The sequence below is a fragment of the Paenibacillus nuruki genome (assembly GCF_001721045.1).
GTDB classification, from domain to species: domain Bacteria; phylum Bacillota; class Bacilli; order Paenibacillales; family Paenibacillaceae; genus Saccharibacillus; species Saccharibacillus nuruki.
Genome location: NZ_MDER01000035.1, coordinates 116,946 through 138,312, shown reverse-complemented (window position 1 = coordinate 138,312; position 21,367 = coordinate 116,946). Strand labels below are relative to the sequence as shown.

Annotated in this window: 22 protein-coding genes; 18 read left to right on the top strand and 4 right to left on the bottom strand. The window is 38.7% G+C overall.

The window, feature by feature from the left end; genetic code table 11:
* Positions 1–17 precede the first annotated feature (17 nt).
* From rimM to PTI45_RS09915, 11 genes are all read left to right on the top strand, one after another.
* Complete coding sequence (gene rimM / locus PTI45_RS09965; RefSeq protein ID WP_069327412.1) at positions 18–539, top strand: ribosome maturation factor RimM; 522 nt, start codon at positions 18–20, stop codon at positions 537–539.
* Positions 539–1,270 carry a tRNA (guanosine(37)-N1)-methyltransferase TrmD gene (gene trmD, locus PTI45_RS09960; RefSeq protein ID WP_069327456.1) on the top strand — a complete coding sequence of 244 codons (732 nt, stop codon included), beginning with the start codon at positions 539–541 and terminating at the stop codon, positions 1,268–1,270. Before rimM ends, trmD begins: the two co-directional genes overlap by 1 nt.
* A gap of 124 nt (positions 1,271–1,394) precedes the next feature.
* Positions 1,395–1,766 carry a hypothetical protein gene (locus PTI45_RS09955; RefSeq protein WP_069327411.1) on the top strand — a complete coding sequence of 124 codons (372 nt, stop codon included), beginning with the start codon at positions 1,395–1,397 and terminating at the stop codon, positions 1,764–1,766.
* 196 nt (positions 1,767–1,962) lie between these two features.
* The gene (gene rplS / locus PTI45_RS09950) at positions 1,963–2,307 is read left to right on the top strand and encodes a 50S ribosomal protein L19 (RefSeq protein WP_069327410.1); all 345 of its coding nucleotides are present in this window, start codon (positions 1,963–1,965) and stop codon (positions 2,305–2,307) included.
* 306 nt (positions 2,308–2,613) lie between these two features.
* Positions 2,614–3,285 (top strand): signal peptidase I, encoded by a 672-nt coding sequence (gene lepB / locus PTI45_RS09945; protein WP_083243447.1) that lies wholly within the window; start codon positions 2,614–2,616, stop codon positions 3,283–3,285.
* Between the two features lie 52 nt (positions 3,286–3,337).
* Positions 3,338–4,198, top strand: coding sequence for a ribosome biogenesis GTPase YlqF (ylqF, locus tag PTI45_RS09940; RefSeq protein WP_069327409.1), 861 nt, complete (start codon positions 3,338–3,340; stop codon positions 4,196–4,198).
* Positions 4,199–4,215: 17 nt separating this feature from the next.
* Positions 4,216–4,836 (top strand): ribonuclease HII, encoded by a 621-nt coding sequence (locus PTI45_RS09935; RefSeq protein ID WP_069327408.1) that lies wholly within the window; start codon positions 4,216–4,218, stop codon positions 4,834–4,836.
* 321 nt (positions 4,837–5,157) lie between these two features.
* Positions 5,158–7,293 carry a hypothetical protein gene (locus tag PTI45_RS09930; protein ID WP_069327407.1) on the top strand — a complete coding sequence of 712 codons (2,136 nt, stop codon included), beginning with the start codon at positions 5,158–5,160 and terminating at the stop codon, positions 7,291–7,293.
* Complete coding sequence (locus PTI45_RS09925) at positions 7,290–7,595, top strand: EscU/YscU/HrcU family type III secretion system export apparatus switch protein (RefSeq protein WP_069327406.1); 306 nt, start codon at positions 7,290–7,292, stop codon at positions 7,593–7,595. Before PTI45_RS09930 ends, PTI45_RS09925 begins: the two co-directional genes overlap by 4 nt.
* On the top strand, positions 7,592–7,960 hold the full coding sequence (locus PTI45_RS09920) for a YraN family protein (protein ID WP_241669336.1): 369 nt from the start codon (positions 7,592–7,594) through the stop codon (positions 7,958–7,960). The genes PTI45_RS09925 and PTI45_RS09920 overlap by 4 nt, the downstream gene beginning before the upstream one ends.
* Positions 7,961–8,085: 125 nt before the next feature.
* Entirely contained in the window at positions 8,086–9,846 is a 1,761-nt protein-coding gene (locus PTI45_RS09915; protein WP_069327404.1) for a YifB family Mg chelatase-like AAA ATPase, read from the top strand.
* A 106-nt stretch (positions 9,847–9,952) separates the two neighbouring features.
* Here the strand turns inward: PTI45_RS09915 and PTI45_RS09910 are convergent, their stop codons facing one another.
* Complete coding sequence (locus PTI45_RS09910) at positions 9,953–11,521, bottom strand: FAD-dependent monooxygenase (protein ID WP_069327403.1); 1,569 nt, start codon at positions 11,519–11,521, stop codon at positions 9,953–9,955.
* Positions 11,522–11,640: 119 nt separating this feature from the next.
* Here PTI45_RS09910 and PTI45_RS09905 point away from each other — a divergent pair, with 119 nt between their 5' ends.
* Complete coding sequence (locus tag PTI45_RS09905; protein WP_069327402.1) at positions 11,641–12,270, top strand: TetR/AcrR family transcriptional regulator; 630 nt, start codon at positions 11,641–11,643, stop codon at positions 12,268–12,270.
* Between the two features lie 46 nt (positions 12,271–12,316).
* Here PTI45_RS09905 and PTI45_RS09900 read toward each other — a convergent pair whose 3' ends face one another.
* Positions 12,317–13,546 carry a replication initiation protein gene (locus PTI45_RS09900; protein ID WP_069327401.1) on the bottom strand — a complete coding sequence of 410 codons (1,230 nt, stop codon included), beginning with the start codon at positions 13,544–13,546 and terminating at the stop codon, positions 12,317–12,319.
* A gap of 773 nt (positions 13,547–14,319) precedes the next feature.
* On the opposite strand from PTI45_RS09900, the gene PTI45_RS09895 reads away from it, so the two are divergent.
* Together PTI45_RS09895 and PTI45_RS24115 are read left to right on the top strand one after the other, a co-directional pair.
* Positions 14,320–14,994 (top strand): sulfite oxidase-like oxidoreductase, encoded by a 675-nt coding sequence (locus tag PTI45_RS09895; RefSeq protein WP_069327400.1) that lies wholly within the window; start codon positions 14,320–14,322, stop codon positions 14,992–14,994.
* 19 nt (positions 14,995–15,013) lie between these two features.
* Positions 15,014–15,169 carry a hypothetical protein gene (locus tag PTI45_RS24115; protein ID WP_175425160.1) on the top strand — a complete coding sequence of 52 codons (156 nt, stop codon included), beginning with the start codon at positions 15,014–15,016 and terminating at the stop codon, positions 15,167–15,169.
* 197 nt (positions 15,170–15,366) lie between these two features.
* Here PTI45_RS24115 and PTI45_RS09890 read toward each other — a convergent pair whose 3' ends face one another.
* The gene (locus PTI45_RS09890; protein WP_069327399.1) at positions 15,367–16,005 is read right to left on the bottom strand and encodes a hypothetical protein; all 639 of its coding nucleotides are present in this window, start codon (positions 16,003–16,005) and stop codon (positions 15,367–15,369) included.
* A gap of 383 nt (positions 16,006–16,388) precedes the next feature.
* Positions 16,389–16,817: an organic hydroperoxide resistance protein gene (locus PTI45_RS09885; protein ID WP_069327398.1), complete on the bottom strand. Its 429-nt coding sequence runs from the start codon at positions 16,815–16,817 to the stop codon at positions 16,389–16,391.
* A 233-nt stretch (positions 16,818–17,050) separates the two neighbouring features.
* On the opposite strand from PTI45_RS09885, the gene PTI45_RS09880 reads away from it, so the two are divergent.
* From PTI45_RS09880 to dprA, 4 genes are all read left to right on the top strand, one after another.
* A complete protein-coding gene (locus tag PTI45_RS09880; protein ID WP_069327397.1) occupies positions 17,051–17,533 on the top strand; it encodes a MarR family winged helix-turn-helix transcriptional regulator in 483 nt (160 codons plus the stop codon).
* Between the two features lie 277 nt (positions 17,534–17,810).
* The gene (gene sucC, locus PTI45_RS09875; protein ID WP_069327396.1) at positions 17,811–18,968 is read left to right on the top strand and encodes an ADP-forming succinate--CoA ligase subunit beta; all 1,158 of its coding nucleotides are present in this window, start codon (positions 17,811–17,813) and stop codon (positions 18,966–18,968) included.
* A 42-nt stretch (positions 18,969–19,010) separates the two neighbouring features.
* Positions 19,011–19,940, top strand: a complete 930-nt coding sequence (sucD, locus tag PTI45_RS09870) for a succinate--CoA ligase subunit alpha (protein ID WP_069327395.1) — start codon at positions 19,011–19,013, stop codon at positions 19,938–19,940.
* A gap of 278 nt (positions 19,941–20,218) precedes the next feature.
* The gene (dprA, locus tag PTI45_RS09865) at positions 20,219–21,358 is read left to right on the top strand and encodes a DNA-processing protein DprA (RefSeq protein ID WP_069327394.1); all 1,140 of its coding nucleotides are present in this window, start codon (positions 20,219–20,221) and stop codon (positions 21,356–21,358) included.
* Positions 21,359–21,367 lie beyond the last annotated feature (9 nt).

Here is a 21,367-nt window from a genome sequence, read left to right as displayed (position 1 = left end):
GGTTAGAGGAGAATAACATGACTGAACAATTTTTAACTGTAGGTAAAGTAGCAAATACACATGGTATCCGCGGAGAACTCAAAATATATCCGAATACCGATTTTGCTGAAGTTCGTTTTGCTGAAGGCAAAAAACTCTGGATGATTAATGAAGAAAACGGGAATAAACTTGAAGTTGAAATCGTAAGTTCTCGTTTGCAAAAAAATATGTATGTGGTTCGTTTTAAAGGATTTGGCAATATTAATGAAGTAGAGAAATATAAAGGTTGGACATTAAAAGTTTCTAAAGATGATATCATCGAGCTAGAAGAAGATGAATTTTATTTTCATGAAATTCTAGATTGTGAAGTCTTTACAGAAGAAGGCACCAAAATTGGTAAGATTGTAGATATTTTAAAACCGGGTGCTAATGATGTATGGGTCGTTCGTCCAGATAAAGGCGAAGAAGTATTGATTCCTTATATTCATGATGTGGTGCTTGATATTAATGTTGAAGAGAAAAAGGTACTGATTCATGTGATGGAAGGTCTTTTGGAATGATGAAGATCGATGTGCTAACCTTATTTCCGGAAATGTTTACCGGTGTATTTGGTTCTAGCATTCTGGGTAAAGCCGCAGCCAAAGGTATTGTAGAATTAAATGCGATTAATTTTCGTACGTATTCTAAAAGTAAACATGGTACGGTAGACGATACACCTTATGGTGGAGGCGGGGGAATGGTGCTCAAGCCTGAGCCTATTTTTGATGCTGTGGAAGATTTGGCGCCTGCATCAACATCTGTATCTCCACGTATTATTTTGATGTGTCCACAGGGGGAGCCTTTTACCCAACGCAAAGCTGAAGAATTGGCTGAGGAAGAACATTTGATATTTATCTGCGGTCATTATGAAGGATATGATGAACGTATTCGAGAGCATCTGGTAACCGATGAGATATCAATAGGTGATTATGTGCTTACTGGCGGTGAAATACCGGCTATGGCGGCTGTAGACAGCATTGTACGCCTTTTACCAGGAGTATTAGGGAATGCCAACAGTGCGGTAACCGATTCGTTTAGCACAGGCTTGCTAGAATATCCACATTATACACGTCCAGTTGAATATAGAGGGATGAAAGTACCTGATATTTTATTATCCGGTCATCATGCTAATGTAGAAAAGTGGCGCCGTGAACAATCATTACTTCGTACATTGGAACGTCGTCCAGAATTGTTAGAACAAGCTGATTTGACAACCAAAGAACGCCAATGGCTTAACAATCAGCGTAGTTAACTGAATATACCTAAGAATTTCGCTGTATGAAGATCTGTAGAGGTCGATTATGGGGAAATTCTTTTTTGTATCTCTAGGTACATATTGGAATTGGATAAGCCCAAAGAATAGGAGTTTGGACACCATGAATGATTTGCAACAGGAATATGTGCAATGGTTGGATCGATTAAGTAGTGACTTGCGTAGTCAGGGATATGCTTCAGTTTTAAATAAAGAATTTGTAGAACAGGATGCTACGATTGTGATCAATCGTTTGCTACCGGAATTTGCCTATCTTATGTATATCGAAGTCGAATCGTACAAAAAGTATTTTATCGCTGATTACAGTGGACGTAATACAGTCGTGAAATTAATTGATCGTAGTATCGATCACAAAAAGACAGCAAGAATCCGAGCGTTAGAAAATAGTCGATTAACAGATCATCTTACTTTTGAAGAAGAAATCAATCGCTTGAAAAGTCTACAACATCTACTAGAACAAAGTGATTTTGAATAGTTAACCATATAGATAATGAATCAAAGATGATCTAAAGTGGATATATCTTTTAACTTTTTTTGAAAAAGTATTGTTATTCTATAAGGATCTATGATAATATTAGACTGTTGTGTGAATCTGATGGTCCTCTACGATCAATGATGAGGAATTATTCCCTGAGACGTATGAACATCTGTGTGGAAGGAGGAAGTTATTAATGAATATCATTCAAGAAATTACTCAAGATCAACTTCGTAAAGATATCCCTAATTTCCGTGCAGGCGACACTTTAAAAGTGCATGTTAAGGTAATCGAGGGTACTCGCGAACGTGTTCAGTTGTTCGAGGGAGTTGTAATCAAACGCCAAGGTGGCGGCATCGGTGAAACTTTTACAGTACGTAAAATTTCTTACGGTGTAGGTGTGGAAAGAACTTTCCCAGTAAATTCACCTAAAATCGATAAACTAGAAGTAGCTCGTCGTGGTAAAGTTCGCCGTGCGAAATTGTACTATCTTCGTGAGCTTCGCGGTAAAGCAGCTAGAATTAAAGAATTGCGTCGTTAATCCTTTTGGATACGCGATTGAGAAGGGCTTGGTGAAACAAGCCCTTTTCGTTATTTTTACGCTGTTATTTAAGATAATGATTCACATCCGATTCCGCCGGACAGCCTTTATACACGGCTGTAGACGGGATTTTTGTATTTCTTGACGAATAGAATCCTTCAAAATTTGGTTTTTACAAAATTGTGTGTAAAATAGATAGAGTGAAATCGTATAGGTACTTGGTATACGTAGCATAAGGATTAGTCCTAGTATGTTAGTCGGTACATATACAAAGCGCCAATTAAACCAGGAAAGAAGGCATGGCCTATGGAGCAAGACACAAAACCATCTAACAATGAAGTACATGCAGCAAATACGACAGAAGTACAAGAACCTCTCAACACAGGTAATCCAGATTCAGGAACGATACAACCTGAGAAGAAAAAGAAAAGCGAAACGAAAGAGTGGATTAAAGCGATTGTGGTTGCTTTGTTACTTGTTGTCGTTATCCGCTGGTTCTTGTTTGAACCGTTTATTGTAGACGGTCCATCCATGCAACCGAATTTTCATACGGGTGAACGTGTGATCGTGAACAAAATTCTATACGATATTCGTACTCCGCAACCTGGAGAAGTAGTTGTACTGAAAGTTCCTTCACAAAATCGTGACTTTATCAAACGTGTTATCGCTGTTGCTGGAGACACTGTTAAAGTTGAAGGTGATAAAGTTACTGTCAATGGTAAAGAAATCAGTGAGCCTTATATCCAATCGGCATTGGATAATGCACATGCACAAGGTAGCGATTATAATATTAACAATTTCCCAACAGAGAATTTCCCGGATGGAACTGTACCTGCGGGTCATGTATTCGTAATGGGAGATAATCGTTCCAACAGTCAAGACAGTCGTATGATCGGTTATATACCGCTTGGAGATATTATTGGACGTGCAGATGTTATTTTCTGGCCGTTTAGTGATGCGAAGTGGGTTGAACAATAAAGCTGCCTAACATATACGGACAGCTAATTTAAAGAAGTAAGGGGGAAAACCGATGGCTATTCAATGGTTTCCCGGACATATGACAAGAGCACGTCGCCAGATCGAGGCAAAGCTTAAATTAATCGATATGGTTATTGAACTCGTGGATGCACGTCTGCCACTCTCCAGTCGTAATCCAATGATTGATGAGATTTTGCAGGGCAAACCGAGAATGATTATTTTGAACAAATCCGATTTGGCTGATCCCAAAGTGACAGCAGAATGGGTTGAATATTTTAAAGAAGAAGGACATGCTGTTCTTCCTTTAGACTCTGCAAGTGGACAAGGGATCAAAGAGATCGCTGAACGTTCTAAAGTCTTGTTGAAAGACAAGCGTGACAAACGTGCTGCTAAAGGCATGAATCAACGTCCTATGCGCGGATTGATTGTAGGGATTCCAAACGTAGGTAAATCGACTTTGATCAACCGTCTTGCAGGAAAGAGTATTGCCTTGACTGGTGACCGTCCAGGTGTAACCAAAGGGCAACAGTGGATCAAAGTCGGTACAGAAATGGAACTGTTAGATACACCGGGTATTTTATGGCCTAAATTTGAAGATCAAATTATCGGTTATAAGCTAGCAGTAACAGGCGCTATTCGTGAAGAAATTCTGAACGTAGAAGATGTAGCTTATTTCGGAATGAAATACATCTGCAAGCACTATTGGGATAATATCGCTGAACGTTTTGAATTATCTGAACAACCACAAGATTTCGAAAACCCGAATGAAATCGTAGAAATTATGGAAGAAATCGGTCGTAAACGTGGTTGCTTAATGAGTGGTGGACGCATTGATTTAGAAAAAGCGTCTAAAGTTATTTTGCGTGAGTTGCGTGCAGGTAAAATGGGACGAATCTCCATGGAGACTCCTTAAGTATTGGAGGAATCATCATGTCAGAATTGTTAAAATATGAACGTGAATGTATTACAGAAGGATATCACCATATTGCAGGTGTAGATGAAGTAGGACGAGGTTGTCTATTTGGAGATGTGATTGCGGCAGCTGTAATTATACCTGAAGGTGTAATCATTGAAGGCGTGAATGACTCCAAAAAGCTGTCTGAGAAAAAGCGTGAGCAACTCTATGATCAGATTATGGAGCAAGCACTCGCTGTAGGTGTTGGTTATGTAGACGCAGCAACGATTGATAAGATCAATATCAAGCAAGCTGCCAGGCTAGCGATGAAGATCGCTTTGCAACAATTAAGCGTATCTCCTGATTACATTCTCGTGGATGCTGAAAAGGTAGATCTTGATATTCCGCAACGCTCGATTATCAAAGGTGATGCGAATAGTCACAGTATTGCGGCTGCGTCGATTATTGCCAAAGTCACTCGTGATCGTCTGTGTGTGGGTGAATGGGAAGAACAATATCCAGGCTATGGTATTGCTGGTCATAAAGGATACGCGACCAAAGTTCATCGTGCTCAGATTATTGCGCAGGGGATTACACCATTACATCGCAAAAGCTTTTTGGGCAATTTATTACTCGAACAACCCACTTTATTTTAGATATCAAGGTATTGAATTCTAAGATAGAATGATTTATTATGCATCTATATTACTTTATGTGAAGATATCAATAGATATGCTATGGGAAGAACCCGCATCTTACAATAAAGAGCGGGTTCTTTTTTGTACAGCCATATCCTCATGATTAGACACTTTTTAACCGATAAATAAGATAACCAAAAGGACGAATCGTAAATCAAAATATACATAAGCATCGACTACAAATGGTCTTCATAATGTTGAAGTTATTTATAGTCTACTTGTTAGTGATACAAAAATAGAGATCATGATGAACTAGAAACGATGATAGGAGGGATGACTATGAATATTGGATCGCTATTCCGTGGGCTTATAGGTGATAGCAAGCCAGGTGAAGCACGGCAAATGGAGTTGAAAGAAGGTCAAGTTGTCCGCGGAGTGGTGACAAGCGTATCGGAAGATGGGCAAGAAGCAGTTGTCCAGATTCAAGGTGTTAAAGTTAGAGCCAAATTAGAGACTCCTTTGCAACAAGGAGCAACTACATTATTACAAGTACAAGCTCCTGATTCAGACGGGTTACCTGTTTTAAAACCTGTAACAGGCAATCCATCGAATCCTTTATCTAATGCGTCGATGGGAGAAGTATTAGAATCTTTTAATTTACCAGATACCAAAGAAAATCGTGAAATGATTACTCAGATGAGAGCGTCGGGTATAACGCTTAATGCCGATAACGTCAAAAATATACAATCAACACTGTCTCAAAAGCCAGCTGGTGTACCTGTAGGTGAATGGGTACAATCTGCGGCTGTAGCGATTCAGCGGGGTCTACCTGTGACAGCACAGAGTGTGAGCGGTCTACAGCAAGCGATATTTGGACCTCCTCTTCATGATCTGTTAAGCAATCTGGATAATCTGGTTCGTGCTACCGTGACACAAGTACAAGAAAATGCATCGAATCTAGGTAAAGGTACAACTAGCGATCAAGCGCCAGAGAATGTAGCATCGAATCCATCGACACCTAATCAGGCAGTTCAAGGAAATGCTAATCCAGCACAAAATAATAATCCCACATCTGTGTTACTGGGTAAATTACAAACGGTACTGGATCAATTGGGAAGTATCGTTGCACAATCTGCCAATCCAGATACAGATGTTAATAGTGGCAAAATGACTTTACCATCTGTACCTAATCCAAATGGTCCTCAATCGCCAACAGCACCTGTGACCACAACAGCCAATAATCCAACACAGCAAGCACAAGGGACAACGACAAATGCTTCTACAACGATTAGTCCGTCAAACACTGCGGAGGATGCTCCATCAGTTCTGGCTAATTCTACAAATACAGCAGCAACAGGTAGTCCCAAAGCTCAAGCAACAGAACCGTGGTTGGGTCGTGTGTTGAAATTGCTTGGAGCAGAGCATGAACAACAAGTAGCACGTGCAAGTGTAAATAATACAGCCCCCGAAGCTGTAGCTACACGCTCTGAGCAGACAACCATATCTTTGGGAGCTAATGGACTTGCGCAAGCATCAACAGACCCTGCAACGGCTCGTAATGCTAATCCAGCTCTTCAGTCTAATATGAATATGGTTAATGGTATGCCAAATCCTACATTAGAAGAACTATTGCCTGCACCTACAGCTCGTGTTGCTAATCCGAATGGATTCCAACAAATCGCAACAAATCCAGATCAGATAGCTCCAGATGCCGAATTGCAAAACACCATGAATCCGAAGCAAGTGACTGCCAATGCACAGGCGCAAGCAGCAATTAATGCGCAGAATACACTAACAGAAGCAGATCCTTTACTGAATCCTGCACTTCTAAATAACCGTAATAGTGTAGATGCGACGAATCCAGCTCATATTGCACAACAAATGGCTTCGAATACGGATGATGCTGTTAGCAAAGTTCAAGATACATTAAAAGGAATCTTACTTCAATTGACAGCCGCAGATGATGTTCCTCCAGCGTTGAAAGAAGCCGCACAACAGCTAGTTCAGCAATTAACAGGTCAGCAATTATTGCTAAATACAGATCGTACTGCTCCTTTTGCACAGGTCACGATGTTTGTTCCATTTAAAGGTCCAGATGGACAGGAAACAGCTTCTGTACAGATTCAATCTCGCCGTGGCCCTAAAGGAGAATTAGACGCTTCTAATTGCCGTCTATGGTTTGACCTAGATATGCATTCATTAGGACCCACTCTTGTCGATGTACATGTCGTAGACAAAATCGTTACTCTTAAAGTGCATAATGATCTGGAACAACTCGCACCTCTTGTTGAAAGTAAACGTGAAGAAATGGCTACAGCGATGAGTGCATTAGGTTATCAATTGTTATCTCTTAAAGTAGATGCCATGCCTGTTCGATCCAGTGCTACTAATGAAAACAGTACAGGTATGTCAGATCATGATCTTTTACAACGTTATGCACCGCCTGATTACAAAGGGGTGGATATGAAAATATGAATAAACCCAAAGACGATATGGCAATGAGAGCCAAAAGAGCCGTTGCTCTTAAATACGATCCAAATCAAAATTCAGCTCCAATAGTAGTAGCCAAAGGTAAAGGAAGAATTGCCGAAAGTATTCTGGAAAAAGCGCAAGAAGCAGGAGTAGCTGTGCAACAAGATGCGGCGTTAGTTGAAGTATTGTCGAAGCTTGATCTTGATCAACAAATTCCGGGTGAATTGTTTGAACTGGTTGCTGAAGTGCTTAGCTTTATTTATCGTGCAGATAAGAATTTGAATCGAGGCGGTCATGATTGGTGAAAACAGATGATCGCAAATACAAAGGACGTATTGCCGAAGATACCGCTGCTTATTATTTAGAACAACAAGGCTATCAGATTGGTTATCGCAACTGGAGCTGTCGTAGTGGTGAGTTGGATATTATTGCTTTTTACGAAGGCACGATTGTGATTGTAGAAGTGCGAAGTCGTACAAGTGATGTATATGGCACGCCCGCTGAATCTGTCGACTGGCGCAAACAAAAACAAATTCGGGAAACCGCAGAAGTCTATGCGCATCACAAAGGGCAGTCACATTTTCCTTTTCGCTATGATGTGATAACGATTCAGATGAATCATTCTTATCAAGTGGTAGAGTTGGAGCATATTGTAGCTGCTTTTGTATAATGAGTTGTAAATAAAATCTATTGAAAATAGAGGAAGCACCCTTTTTCAATAAACCGGTAGTTCTATCCGCACTGTAATCAGTTGCGAGATTAACAAGGTTTTTGGAGAAAGGGTGTTTTTTTATTATGTATGGTAAATTATTTAGTGCTTGTTTACATGGAATCAATGGAGTTATGGTGGAAGTCGAGACAGACTTATCGAATGGTCTACCCATGGTTGCGATTATTGGATTACCCGATTCAGCGATTCGAGAATCGATCGAAAGAGTGCGTTCTGCGATTAAAAATTGCGGATTTACTTTTCCTAATCAACGAGTGACGATCAATCTGGCACCCGCAGATTTACGCAAAGAAGGTTCAGCCTTTGATCTTGCGATTGCGATGGGTATTTTGACAACAAGTGATCAGATTGTTTTGCCGGATCAAGATCAAATCTTGTTAATTGGAGAATTAGCATTAGATGGGACTTTGCGACCTGTTCCGGGGGTGTTGTCTATGGTCGATACCGCTCGTCAGCATGGGTTAAAAGCAGTATTGGTTCCTCAAGAAAATGCAACAGAAGCTGCGCTAGTAGAAGGGATAGAAGTATATGCTATTCATCATCTAAATGATTTGTTTGCTGGTTCACAACATGATTCCGATACGAAAGCAAATCAGCGTGTATCGCAAGATCATATTGAATCTTTCCGCATGTCTTTACCCGATCAGCCTGAGATTAAAGTAAAGCAAATTCATGCTCATTCTTCTCCCAATGAACAGAAACTCGCTACAGCGATAGATGATTCGATGAATAAATCGAAAAAGAAATCAGATCCACGCAAAATGGTCATTCTGTCCCCATTACGTGTACAAAAGGTCAAAAAAGAACATATCCAGCATCCCACGTCATCGATGCAAGAAGATTATGGAGATGTATTCGGACAGCAACATGTGAAGCGAGCATTAATGATTGCTGCCGCAGGAATGCATAATATCTTATTATTAGGTCCTCCCGGTACAGGAAAGACGATGTTGATTAAACGTCTACCTACTATTTTGCCTGTCTTAACTGATGCTGAAGCACTGGAAGTGACTAAAATTTTTAGTGTATCAGGACGATTCAAAGACTCTAATGCTGGCTTAATCTCTGTGCGTCCTTTTCGCGCCCCTCATCACAGTACAACAGTTACAGGATTGATTGGAGGGGGAAGTATACCTAAGCCGGGAGAAGTCAGCCTGGCGCATCAAGGAATATTATTTTTAGATGAATTGCCAGAGTTTCCAAGATCGGTATTAGAAGTATTACGACAGCCGCTTGAAGATCATCAAGTAACAATCAGTAGAGCACGAGCTGTATTTTCATTTCCCGCTAATTTCTTATTAGCAGGTTCGATGAATTCTTGTCCTTGTGGATATCTAGGGAGTACACATGCTGCTCATCCTTGCACATGTAGTCATAGCCAGATTGCTCGCTATCGTTCCAAGATCTCAGGTCCATTATTGGATCGAATAGATCTACAAATAGAAGTGCCTCGTCCTACCGAACAAGATTGGCAACGAGCCAAAGAAGGAACAGAAGATACAGGCTATGATTCGGCAAGTATGCGTGCTATCGTAGAGCAAGCACACCAGATTCAATTGAATCGCTATCAGCATTTGGATATTCATTGGAATAGTGAATTATCAGGTAAATGGTTACGTGAATATACCTTCTTATCTGATTCTGCTAATCAACTATTAGAAACAGCTTTTGAACAATTAGGAATGAGTATGCGAGCGAGAGATCGAATTTTGAAATTAGCTCGAACGATTGCTGATCTGGAAAATATGGAGCAGATTGAAGCGGTTCATATTGCAGAAGCGATTCAATATCGTCAATTAGACCTGAGTAATCCGATGCATGGATAAGTAGTAACATATATTAATGTAAAATAGATAAAAAAAGTGAACAGGAGGAATGACTTATCTCATTCCTTCTGTTCACTTTCTTGCTAATTGGGATAAGACAGTCTATTTAACTTAAGTAATAGATAGCATTTAAATATTGTAAAATAGATCGTGACTCTTCTATAGAAGTACGTAGTGCAATATAGCCATCTGGACGAATCAATAGTAGTTCTTCATTTGATATATTGTAAATTCGATAAGCATTTCCTGCTTTATCAATGATATGATCTGTTCTCTCTGTGTGTGATGGAAGTATAGAATATAAGCGAAGCTGGTCATGAGTAAGGTTTTCCAATATAGAAGAATCGGTATGATTTACAAAAGCTAAAACTGTCCAGTGTGTACCACGTAGCAGATCAAAAATAGTTCCGGAAAATTTTTCACTTTGCAGAATATCAGCATTAGGAGCACGATCTCCAGGTAGTAAAAGAGGAGTGTTTTTTCCAGTAAATGAACGAGTAAGAGAACTGGAGCGATAGGAAATAGAAAGCCCGCTTGTTAGATCATCGGATATTGTACTTAGAGATTGAGATAATGACCCACTTTCAGTTACTGTTGCAGTAACTGCTTTTATTTTCTTAGAACTATCTTGAAGAACAGCTTGAGCAATTGGACGGCGCTCCTCATCATACGTATGGAGTAAATGAGTATCAGCTCCTTGAAGTACAGCGGCTAGTTTCCATCCAAGATTATACGCATCTTGCATCCCTGTATTCATACCCTGACCTCCTGCTGGAGAATGAACATGTGCCGCATCACCAGCAAGGAAAACTCTATGGCTATGATAACATTCAACCATTCGCACATTGATTCGGTAAATAGAAAGCCAGGATGCATGAGTGAGCTTAACACGCCCAGTACCAGCTCGTTGATCCAACATAGTCTGATACAATTCTAAAGATGGTTCTGCTGGGTTTTGAATTTCTGCTGAAATAGTGGCTTGCAGTTGCCAAATATTCGATTTGGGTAGTGGAGTTATCCCTAACATTCCTTCTGAAGATGTCCAAATATGAATACGATCACGATCCAGACCTTCTAATTGTATATCTCCCAGATACCACCGCTCATCATCGTATGTCTCGCCAACTAATGGCAATTGAATAAACTTGCGAATATTACTTTTACCTCCATCTGCACCGACTACATAACGAGCATGAATTTGCTCTTCGCCTTGCGATGTCTTGACAGTTACTGTTACTCCATCCAAATCTTGAACAAGCTTTACAGCTTCTATCCCTAACTCGACTTGACCTCCAAGAATAACATAGCAATCACGTAATGCTTTTTCTACATCAAATTGAGCAATCCAGACTGGATGACGATAGGGTGTCTCAAACTTGCTGCTAGCGGCAACAGTAATAGATGGCTTATCTATACTTTTACCATCAGCAGTATAATAACGAACAGGCAAATCGACAACACCTGTATCTAAAATGTAGTCAATAGCTTCCAAATCATCAACGACCTCAAGGGAACGAGGTTGAATAGCTTTGGATCGAGATGCTACGTTATATACAGTGTTTTTATCAATAATGCGGTGGCTAATATTTCGACGGGCAAGATCGCAAGCAAGTGTAAGTCCTGTAGGTCCAGCTCCAACAATAAGCACATCAATAGAAGAAAAGATCGTTTCCATGTATAGAATCCTCCTTGGGATATAGCAGATAATGAATTATACTATACCGTGCAGTGTAATAAGTAAAGTGGAACTTTAATCAATTTTTGATAATATACTTATAAGGGGGGAATTTGAGAATGAATACGATAGAAAATAAAAAAGTTCGTAAAGGTTCTTTAGATAAACGAACTAAAATTATTGCAGCAGCACGAGAACTTTTTCTATCTGAGGGATTTAACCAATCCAGTGTTGATGCTGTTGCTCATAGAGCAGGAGTTTCTAAACGGACAGTGTATGATTATTATGGGGATAAACAACACTTATTACTTACGGTTATGGAAGAAACCAGTGCAACGGTTCTAAATATGATTGAACAAGGAATTTCAGATCATCTTTTGGAATTTGATGATTTGGAGCAAGCTCTTATTTTATTTTGTGAACAAATAGTTGTCTTTGCCAATGGTTCGTCTGATTATAAAGCTTTGATCCGTCTAGCTATGGTAGAGGTTGCTAATTTGCCAGAATCTTTTTATGAAGATATGGATCGTGCAACAGAAGAAGGCATTATCAAGAGGTTTATAGCGTTTGGAGAAAATAAATTACTGAATATCCCTGATCCTCATATGGCTACCAAGCACTTTGCTGCACTAACGATTCTGCTGGTATTTAATCAACCGAACCCTAAGGATTTGGATCAAAAGCAAGTGAAGCATATCATTACTGAAGGCGTACGCGTTTTTCTTCGCGCTTATGCACCGATGATGTAATGATGTCATAAAAAAGAGAAGTGGCTATTATAGCTACTTCTCTTTTTTAAGCTTTTGTGATGTCTAGCATAAATACATCAAATGTATAATCACTAAAGTATTTTTTATTGAGATATTGTCTGAAGTAACCACCAGACATCAATTGTGGATCACGAACATCTGTGATAATAATTTCGATATCTTTGTCAGCTACACTATGTAACATCGCTTGAACTTCTATATTTAGCTGTTCTTCACTCATAGCAATAATGTACTGATTCAACTTTTCAGCAACAGCCGCATAATATTGTTGTTGTAACTGCGATTTTTGTTCTTTTTCTAATTTCAATGTGTGCTGGCGCTCTAGCTCCATATCAAGCTCCGTTTTCTTTTTGCGATAATCATTTTTCAGCGCAGCGACTGTATAAGCTGGAATATCATGTACACGTCCACTCAGTACATCGATTTTGACGATATCTAGAATTTCAGTGATATAGTCTTTTTCGTACGCTTTTAAAATCGTTTGGATCGTTATCGTCGTTAATCCAAATTCTTTTTTCAAACGATCGCTTAAACGATGAGCTGTATGGGTTTGTACTGAGGATACCGCTTCAGTAGCTGGAAGAATCGTGACATTTTGTTTGGCTTTTGTTTTGATCGTAAATACAATTTCATCTACTTTACGACCGCTTTTACGTTCCACATAACTGAATTCGATATCTGTACTTTTGTTGATTTCTTGTTGTGCTTTGGTGATCACACGCTTTTTAAAGTCGGAGTAAACGGGATATTGATCTTCGATACCTAGTAGTTCTTTTAAACGTTGAACTTTGAGAGTACGCTGACCTAGTTTCTCATATTGTTTTAAAAGCTCATAGATGCGCATAGAATAAGCACTTTTAAGCTTTAGAATATCGTTTAGACGAAATGAAGTGAATTTTTCCTTCAATTGAAGAAGATAAGGTTTTAACTTGGGCGAAAATTCGACTTCAATTATGCCCTCATTCGGAAAGTATTCCGCAGATGCCAACCAGTTTACTTGTAAGTTTTCATTTATGTAAAAAGGATGGGACATTAGATTTAGTGTGTATTCTTTTACTTGTGCATAAATATTTTTATTTTTCACACCTGCTAATTTGGCAAATTCACTAATCTTAAATCGGTAACGTTGAAATTCTTGATCTTCCGGTGAAATGATGCTGATCAGTACATAAATAATGCGTAGTTCAACTACACTCATTTTTAAAGGCATTTCAATAAGATCATTAGACTTTGTAACCAGATTATTTTTCTTCATATGTTATATAACCTCCAAGACGTTCCTTCATTATAATAGATAATCTATGATAAAAGTAGCTTAAGCAGCACAATATCTTACTTTGAGTTGTTTATCTTATTTTACATATCTTGTTTTTATTGTTTTAAATATTTTACTTGTTTAGAGTCGATGATATCTGTTGATAATCCTAGCTTGCCAGCCTTAATATCGGACAAAAATAGGGTGAATTATGGACAGTTTTAGGGTCATTTGTAGACGGAAATAGGGCAGAAGTCAGACAGATTTAGGTTCAAACTATAGACAACTTTAGGGTAAAGTGCGACAAAAATAGGACGAAGTATAGACAATTGTAGGGTATACTATGGACAAAATTAGGGTGTCAATCAGCCATAATCACAGTGATTATTAGCGTTATTTTGAAATGAAATGCGACAAAAATAGGGTCATTGATCAAAAGTATTATTTATTATGGACAAAAATAGGGCAAATAAATAGGAACCCAAGTATTGACCCTATTTTTGTCCATAGTAAAGCAAAATATGTACTGATTTTGCTCAATATAGGTAACAGATAGACAATAACTCAATATTCACCCTATATATGTCCGATTTCATCAAAGATTAAAGCGATAGTGAATAGTTACTGAAGTCTTTTATAAAGAGTTCATGATTGTAGTATAGATCTAAGGATACTAGACTTTATTGAATCAGTACTCAGATGAATTGCTATAAATACGCAAAAATTAATGTTAAAATATAGAATATGAATACAAAAAGACAGGAGGGGCAATGATGCAGAATAAAGCAGATCGTCTAAAAGGCGCTAAAATTCCGCAAACGCCTATATTAGAGCAAGATTTACAACGTCGCTTACCTCCGGGACAGACACTTACTGAAAGTTTTCCGATTTTGCATGAAGGTAGTGTACCTGAATATGATATGAATTTTTGGAATTTGCGTATTTTTGGCGAAGTTGAAGAAGAGCAATTATTTACATTTGAAGATTTGCAAAAGTTACCAGTCACTCGTACTGTCAGTGATATTCATTGTGTGACTCGCTGGTCTAAATTTGATACAGCATGGGAAGGCGTCAAATTTGCTGATCTAATGAAGGTATTGAAAGTCAAATCAGAAGCAAAATATGTAATGATTCATGCAGATCCTGATTATGAAACCAATGTAGCTTTGAAAGATCTGATGGACGAAGATGTATTATTAGCTTGGAATTATGATGATCAACCGATTACTGCTAAGCATGGTGGGCCATTACGGATGGTTGTTCCGAAATTTTATTTTTGGAAAAGTGCCAAATGGGTGCGTGGTATTGAATTTATGAAAGAAGACCGACGTGGATTCTGGGAAGATCATGGCTTTCATAATGTAGCTGATCCTTTCCAAGAACAACGTTTTTCTTCCGACGAATATGAAATGCCAGAAGATGAATGGAAATATTGTGAAGCTGACTAATATTTAGGAGCTGATAAATATGGTTATAGTATGGTATTTGTTATTTATGGTATTGCTTTCTGCCCCAGGAATTTGGTATCACATAGCGATTGGTAAACGTATAGCGCATGAAGAAAAAAAAGCAGGTCGAGATCTGACGTATGAGATCAATCCTTTTACAGGTGGAAGAGAGTAATTATCCAAATAATGGTGAGCAGCAAAACAGAGCACTCTTAGAATGCTGGTAATAATAAATACAGCAAAAAGAACCGTTTTTTATAAACGGTTCTTTTTGTTTAGCTCATTTAATATTATAGTCTGTTTTTAAACAGTATAATAAAGATTTTGGATCAAATACTCAAAAGGAACTAGGTTCAAGAAGCTGAATCTAACTTACAAGCTATCTACAGCTTTTTGAAGTTTAGCGTCTAACATTCCTTTTTCTTTGCTACCTTTGTTTAAAGAAGGCTCAAACCAATATACCACTACAGCGTTACCTTTAGTGTAAGTGGATTTGTTAAGCAAATCGTAAGGGGTTTTGCTTGTTTGAGTTTTCAAATCTTCCAACCCTTTTTTAGCATCGTCAGCTGATTTGAAGCTATAAATAGAAACAGTTTCCTGTTTATTCAAGTCTTTATCTGTTACATAACGAGTAGCTTTTACATCATTCAATACCCAGCTGTTTTGCTCATCTGGAGCAGAGATCAAATCGATCTTTTGCGCTTTGATGGCACTTGCTACTTTCTCAGCAGAAACATCTGTTGCAGTGCTATCAGTAGTAGCATCTGTAGTTGTTTTGTCTGTGCTTTCTGTAGCAGGGTCTGTCGTAGTTGCGTCTTCAGTTGTAGCCATTTCGTTGTCAGTTACAGCTGCACCTTCATCTGTTGTTGCTGTAGAATCAGTGGCTGTAGATTCATTAGTTGTTGTTGGGGTTGTCGTGCTAGCTGGTGTTTCTGTGTTGCCATTAGAACAGCCGGCGGTCGCAGCTACGACGGTGAGTGCAAGTAGAAAAGTACTGATTTTGAGTTTCATAAATTGGACCTCCTGTGTGTTAAGTTCATCTGTAAGGCGATGAATCTTTTGAATATGAAAAATAAATAACGTTTTTCACTATAACATACATACACACAACAGTCGATTTTGACACGAATCTTACATTTTGTAAGAACCGTGAATCCATAATCATAATTAGAAAATATCAGTCATAGCAACGTTTTGGAATGTTTGTAATAATATCATATTTTCTGAAAATAAATCAAAATAGAACAAAAATGTTTTATTTGCATAGAAAAAAGAAGCAGTTAGGGGACTGCTTCTTTTGTAATATTCTCAAAATCGATATTCTAAACTCTATATTAAGGGGGTAGAGTTAGAAAGGGTTTATAGGGATAAAGTACAAGTTGGACAATCTAATATTAGATAACGTTTAGTTCTACAGCGATATTACCACGTGTTGCGCGAGAGTAAGGACATACGTTATGAGCTTCTTCTACTAACTTCATAGCTACATCACGCTCTACACCTTTAACCAAAACATCCATTTTAACAGCAAGCGCAAATCCGCCATCTTCAGCTTTACCGAAGCTTACAGTAGCATTTACTTCTGTACCTTCGTGTTTGATTTTTTGCATACGAGCAACCATATTTAGAGCACTATCAAAACAAGCAGAATATCCTGCTGCAAATAATTGTTCAGGGTTAGTACCAGCACCGCCAGCGCCGCCCATTTCTTTTGGTGTTGCAATATCTAAACGAAGTTCAGGGCTAGAAGATTCAACATAACCTGCACGACCTCCAACTGCTTTTACTGTAGTTTCATACATTTTTTGTTGGATAGTTAACATGAATAACTCCACCTTTTTATATAATTTATTTTACAAAATTAAATTTAACACAATTAATATGAAAAGTAAAATATTTTTCGCTATCTTTATGTAAATCAGTAGATTTTATGATATAATCATATCTATAAAGTAGATTTCGCACACTCTTGTTAGTCGTTCATTTTTTTGTATTTGGGTAAAATATTAGTTAAAGAAAAATATCTTTTATAATAATTATAGGTAGGTGATATAGCATGACTACAGATTCTAATGAGTATCCACATCCGCAGTTAAAGCTTGAAAATCAACTTTGTTTTGCTATTTATGCTTCTTCTCGCGAAATGACTAAAATGTATCAACCGCTATTGGATCGCTTGGGAGTGACTTATTCTCAATATCTCGTAATGATCGTGTTATGGGAGCAACAAGAGTGTACAGTTAAAGAATTAGGAAATGCTTTGTATTTGGATTCAGGTACATTGACTCCTTTGCTTAAGCGTTTAGAAGCCGCTGGCTTGATTATTCGTAAACGTTCTACAGAGGACGAGCGTAAAGTGCATATTACATTGACTGAAGCAGGCCAGCAGTTGCAGGAACAAGCAGTTAATATTCCACAAGATGTTATGGATGGAACATGTATGAATACGAAGAAACTCGAAGAATTGCTAGGCGAATTTAAACAGTTGCTTCATAATGTACACCAAACAAATATCGAAATGGCGAATAACAAGTCTTAATGTATACAAAATACAGGTATCTTGTGTAACACCGTATCGGTTGAAATAGAGCCCTTTTATCGAATTTTGGTAAAAGGGCTTTTGTTTTTTTACTTTGATAGCGTATACATGATATATTAAGTAAGAGCTAGCTTACTCAAGATAACTTCCAGTAAATGGAGTAAATTGGCGAAATTTTTAAGGAAAGCGTTTTAAAAACATGTTACAATATTGAAGGTTATTGATTTGCCGGGGGCTCTTGCCGGAATGCATTCATGTTGATAGGAGGATTTATTGAATGAATATCCATGAATATCAGGGAAAACAAGTACTTAAACAGTACGGAGTAGTTGTACCGGAAGGTAAAGTTGCTTTCACGGTAGAAGAAGCTGTAGAAGCAGCTCAATCACTGGGCAGCCCAGTGTGTGTGGTCAAAGCTCAAATTCATGCTGGTGGTCGTGGTAAAGCTGGCGGAGTTAAAGTAGCTAAAAGTCTGGACGAAGTACGTACTTATGCTCAAGAGATTTTGGGTAAAGTGCTTGTAACACATCAGACAGGTCCTGAAGGAAAAGAAGTTAAACGACTTCTAATCGAAGAAGGCTGTGATATTCAAAAAGAATATTACATAGGTGTTGTTATCGACCGTGCTACAGGTAGAGTCGTGATCATGGCATCTGAAGAAGGCGGCACTGAAATTGAAGAAGTCGCTGAGAAAACACCTGAAAAGATTTTCCGTGAAACCGTAGACCCGGCTATTGGTCTACAAATGTTCCAAGCTCGTAAACTAGCATACGCAATCAATATTCCGACAAAACAAGTGAACAAAGCAGCTAAATTTATGACTGCATTGTATACTGCTTTTATCGAAAAAGATTGCTCTATCGCAGAAATCAACCCGCTAGTTGTTACTGGTGACGGTGAAGTTATTGCTTTGGATGCAAAATTGAATTTTGATTCGAATGCGATCTTTAGACATCCTGATATTCTTGAACTTCGTGATCTGGATGAAGAAGATGCAAAAGAAATTGAAGCTTCCAAATACGATCTAAGTTATATCGCTCTTGATGGTAATATCGGTTGCATGGTTAATGGTGCAGGTCTGGCTATGGCTACGATGGATATTATCAAATATTATGGCGGCGAACCGGCTAACTTCCTTGACGTAGGGGGCGGTGCAACAACGGAGAAAGTAACAGAAGCATTCAAAATTATTTTGTCCGATAGTAGTGTAAAAGGTATTTTCATTAATATATTTGGTGGTATTATGCGTTGTGATGTTATCGCTAACGGCGTAGTTGAAGCTGCCAAACAAATCGGTCTGGATCGTCCTTTAGTTGTAAGACTTGAAGGTACGAACGTAGATTTAGGTAAACAAATTCTCGCCGAATCAGGGCTAAACATCGTTGCCGCGGATTCTATGGCGGACGGAGCACAGAAGATCGTAGCTCTCGTATAAAATCCAGGACCTAAATTAAGTGATAGGAGCTGTGTCTAAACAATGAGTATTTTGGTAGATAAGCATACAAAAGTCATCACTCAGGGTATTACCGGGGCAACAGGACTCTTTCATACTAAGGGTGCGCTAGATTACGGTACTCAAATGGTTGGTGGCGTAACACCTGGTAAAGGTGGAACTGATGTTGAGATTACACTGGAAGATGGCAAAACAGTTAAATTGCCAGTCTTTAATACGGTTGTAGAAGCTAAGGAAAAAACAGGCGCTACAGCAAGTGTTATCTATGTACCTCCTGCATTTGCAGCTGATTCTATTCTTGAAGCAATCGATGCTGAACTAGATCTGGTTATCTGTATTACAGAAGGTATTCCAGTGTTGGATATGGTTAAAGTATCCCGTTATCTAGAAGGCAAAAAAACAGTCTTAATCGGACCTAACTGCCCGGGTGTTATTACACCAGGCGAATGTAAAATTGGTATTATGCCAGGTTATATTCACAAGCCAGGTTATGTAGGTGTTGTATCACGTAGTGGTACATTAACGTATGAAGCTGTTCATCAATTGTCTACTCGTGGAATCGGTCAATCATCTGCTGTAGGTATCGGTGGAGATCCAGTTAAAGGTTCAGAATTTATTGATATTCTGAAAATGTTTAACGAAGATCCGAATACTCGCGCAGTCATTATGATTGGTGAGATCGGTGGTACAGCAGAAGAAGAAGCGGCAGAGTGGATTGAAGCGAATATGACGAAGCCTGTAGTAGGCTTTATCGGCGGCGCTACAGCTCCTCCGGGCAAACGTATGGGACATGCAGGCGCAATCATTTCCGGTGGTAAAGGTACTGCTGCTGAAAAAATTGCTAAGCTAGAATCTTGCGGTATTAAAGTAGCACCTACTCCTTCTGAAATGGGTTCAACATTAGTTGAAGTTTTAGAAGAAAAAGGTCTTTTAAGTGAGTGTACTACGCACTAAAAAGGGACTTTAATACTCCTATATAGACTTTTTACAGTCTGTTCTTTATAATGAATGTAATTAGATAGTAACGGACGTATAAGGTAAGCAACCTTTGTATTCTCTTGAGGAGACAAAGGTTGCTTTTTTTGCGTTCATTTAGCTTTTTTTACCTCAAAATGACTTAGAATAATGGAAGAAAATACCTAAAAATGAAGTAAACGCTTGCAAAATAGTTAGGTTTACGATTAAATGGAGAAGGACGATTTGTTCCTGCTCCTGAAAAGGAGATCATTACAATGGATGATAAATGGATATGGCTTGGACTATGTGAAGCTTCTGGTATAGGTTGGAAAAGAATGAAGGATATATTGCAGAATCATGTAGATCTGCGCGAACTGCCGGAATGGGATGCCGGAAGCTGGCGTGGATTAGGCATGCCTGAGAAAGTAGCTCAATCTTTACCTGAACAGCTACAACCAGAGTATCTCCAAACCAAAATAAAGAAGTATGAGGAGCAAGGAATTCATATTATCACGATGCTTGATGAGGAGTATCCTACTTTAATGAAGGAAACTTTTCAACCGCCATGGATCTTATATGCTAAAGGACGGGTAGAACTGCTATCTAGCTTCTGTATCGGTATGGTAGGGACAAGGGTTCCGACCGCTTATGGACGGAAAGTTGGTGAGTTACTTGCTGGTGAAATGGCAGAGCGTGGTGTTACGATAGTCAGTGGAATGGCGAGAGGTATTGATAGTGTATGTCACGAAGCAGCGCTTCGAGCGAATGGACAGACTATTGCTGTTCTAGGCACAGCGATTGATACTATTTATCCTGCGGAAAATCGCTCATTGTATCATCGAATTGCTGATCAAGGACTTGTATTATCTGAGTATCCGATAGGTACCAAATCCTCACCCGGGCTATTTCCACAACGTAATCGTATTATATCAGGGCTCTCTTACGGGTCTGTGGTTGTTGAAGCTGATGCTAGAAGTGGTTCTTTGATTACCGCTGATTTTGCCATGGAACAGAATCGTGATGTTTTTGCTGTACCGGGGCCAATCACTTCTCCCAAAAGTCAGGGGACGCTTTCTCTACTGAAGCAAGGAGCCATTCTGGTTACCTCTACAGAAGATATAATGAAGGAATATGATTCAAGTTTAATCAAACGGTGTGATAATCCGTACGAAATGAAAGAAAAATCCAGTCAAATGAGTGCTTCAAAACCTCCAATTTCAGACTTTTCTGCAAAATTCGATTTGACAACAGACGAAAAAACGATATACCTTATATTGGAGCAGGGTGATGCAACGATTGATGAATTACATATTCAATCGAAGTTTGATTTTGGACTTTTGCATACCGTTCTGTTATCTTTAATCATAAAAAAACAGATCAGTCAACGCTCTGGTGCGCTATATACCTTAATATAAATAATATAA

Coding starts and splice junctions, on each gene's coding strand:
- rimM (WP_069327412.1), top strand. CDS start 18: ATGACTGAACAATTTTTAACTGTAGGTAAAGTAGCAAATACACATGGT.
- trmD (WP_069327456.1), top strand. CDS start 539: ATGAAGATCGATGTGCTAACCTTATTTCCGGAAATGTTTACCGGTGTA.
- PTI45_RS09955 (WP_069327411.1), top strand. CDS start 1,395: ATGAATGATTTGCAACAGGAATATGTGCAATGGTTGGATCGATTAAGT.
- rplS (WP_069327410.1), top strand. CDS start 1,963: ATGAATATCATTCAAGAAATTACTCAAGATCAACTTCGTAAAGATATC.
- lepB (WP_083243447.1), top strand. CDS start 2,614: ATGGAGCAAGACACAAAACCATCTAACAATGAAGTACATGCAGCAAAT.
- ylqF (WP_069327409.1), top strand. CDS start 3,338: ATGGCTATTCAATGGTTTCCCGGACATATGACAAGAGCACGTCGCCAG.
- PTI45_RS09935 (WP_069327408.1), top strand. CDS start 4,216: ATGTCAGAATTGTTAAAATATGAACGTGAATGTATTACAGAAGGATAT.
- PTI45_RS09930 (WP_069327407.1), top strand. CDS start 5,158: ATGAATATTGGATCGCTATTCCGTGGGCTTATAGGTGATAGCAAGCCA.
- PTI45_RS09925 (WP_069327406.1), top strand. CDS start 7,290: ATGAATAAACCCAAAGACGATATGGCAATGAGAGCCAAAAGAGCCGTT.
- PTI45_RS09915 (WP_069327404.1), top strand. CDS start 8,086: ATGTATGGTAAATTATTTAGTGCTTGTTTACATGGAATCAATGGAGTT.
- PTI45_RS09910 (WP_069327403.1), bottom strand. CDS start 11,521: ATGGAAACGATCTTTTCTTCTATTGATGTGCTTATTGTTGGAGCTGGA.
- PTI45_RS09905 (WP_069327402.1), top strand. CDS start 11,641: ATGAATACGATAGAAAATAAAAAAGTTCGTAAAGGTTCTTTAGATAAA.
- PTI45_RS09900 (WP_069327401.1), bottom strand. CDS start 13,546: ATGAAGAAAAATAATCTGGTTACAAAGTCTAATGATCTTATTGAAATG.
- PTI45_RS09895 (WP_069327400.1), top strand. CDS start 14,320: ATGCAGAATAAAGCAGATCGTCTAAAAGGCGCTAAAATTCCGCAAACG.
- PTI45_RS24115 (WP_175425160.1), top strand. CDS start 15,014: ATGGTTATAGTATGGTATTTGTTATTTATGGTATTGCTTTCTGCCCCA.
- PTI45_RS09890 (WP_069327399.1), bottom strand. CDS start 16,005: ATGAAACTCAAAATCAGTACTTTTCTACTTGCACTCACCGTCGTAGCT.
- PTI45_RS09885 (WP_069327398.1), bottom strand. CDS start 16,817: ATGTTAACTATCCAACAAAAAATGTATGAAACTACAGTAAAAGCAGTT.
- PTI45_RS09880 (WP_069327397.1), top strand. CDS start 17,051: ATGACTACAGATTCTAATGAGTATCCACATCCGCAGTTAAAGCTTGAA.
- sucC (WP_069327396.1), top strand. CDS start 17,811: ATGAATATCCATGAATATCAGGGAAAACAAGTACTTAAACAGTACGGA.
- sucD (WP_069327395.1), top strand. CDS start 19,011: ATGAGTATTTTGGTAGATAAGCATACAAAAGTCATCACTCAGGGTATT.
- dprA (WP_069327394.1), top strand. CDS start 20,219: ATGGATGATAAATGGATATGGCTTGGACTATGTGAAGCTTCTGGTATA.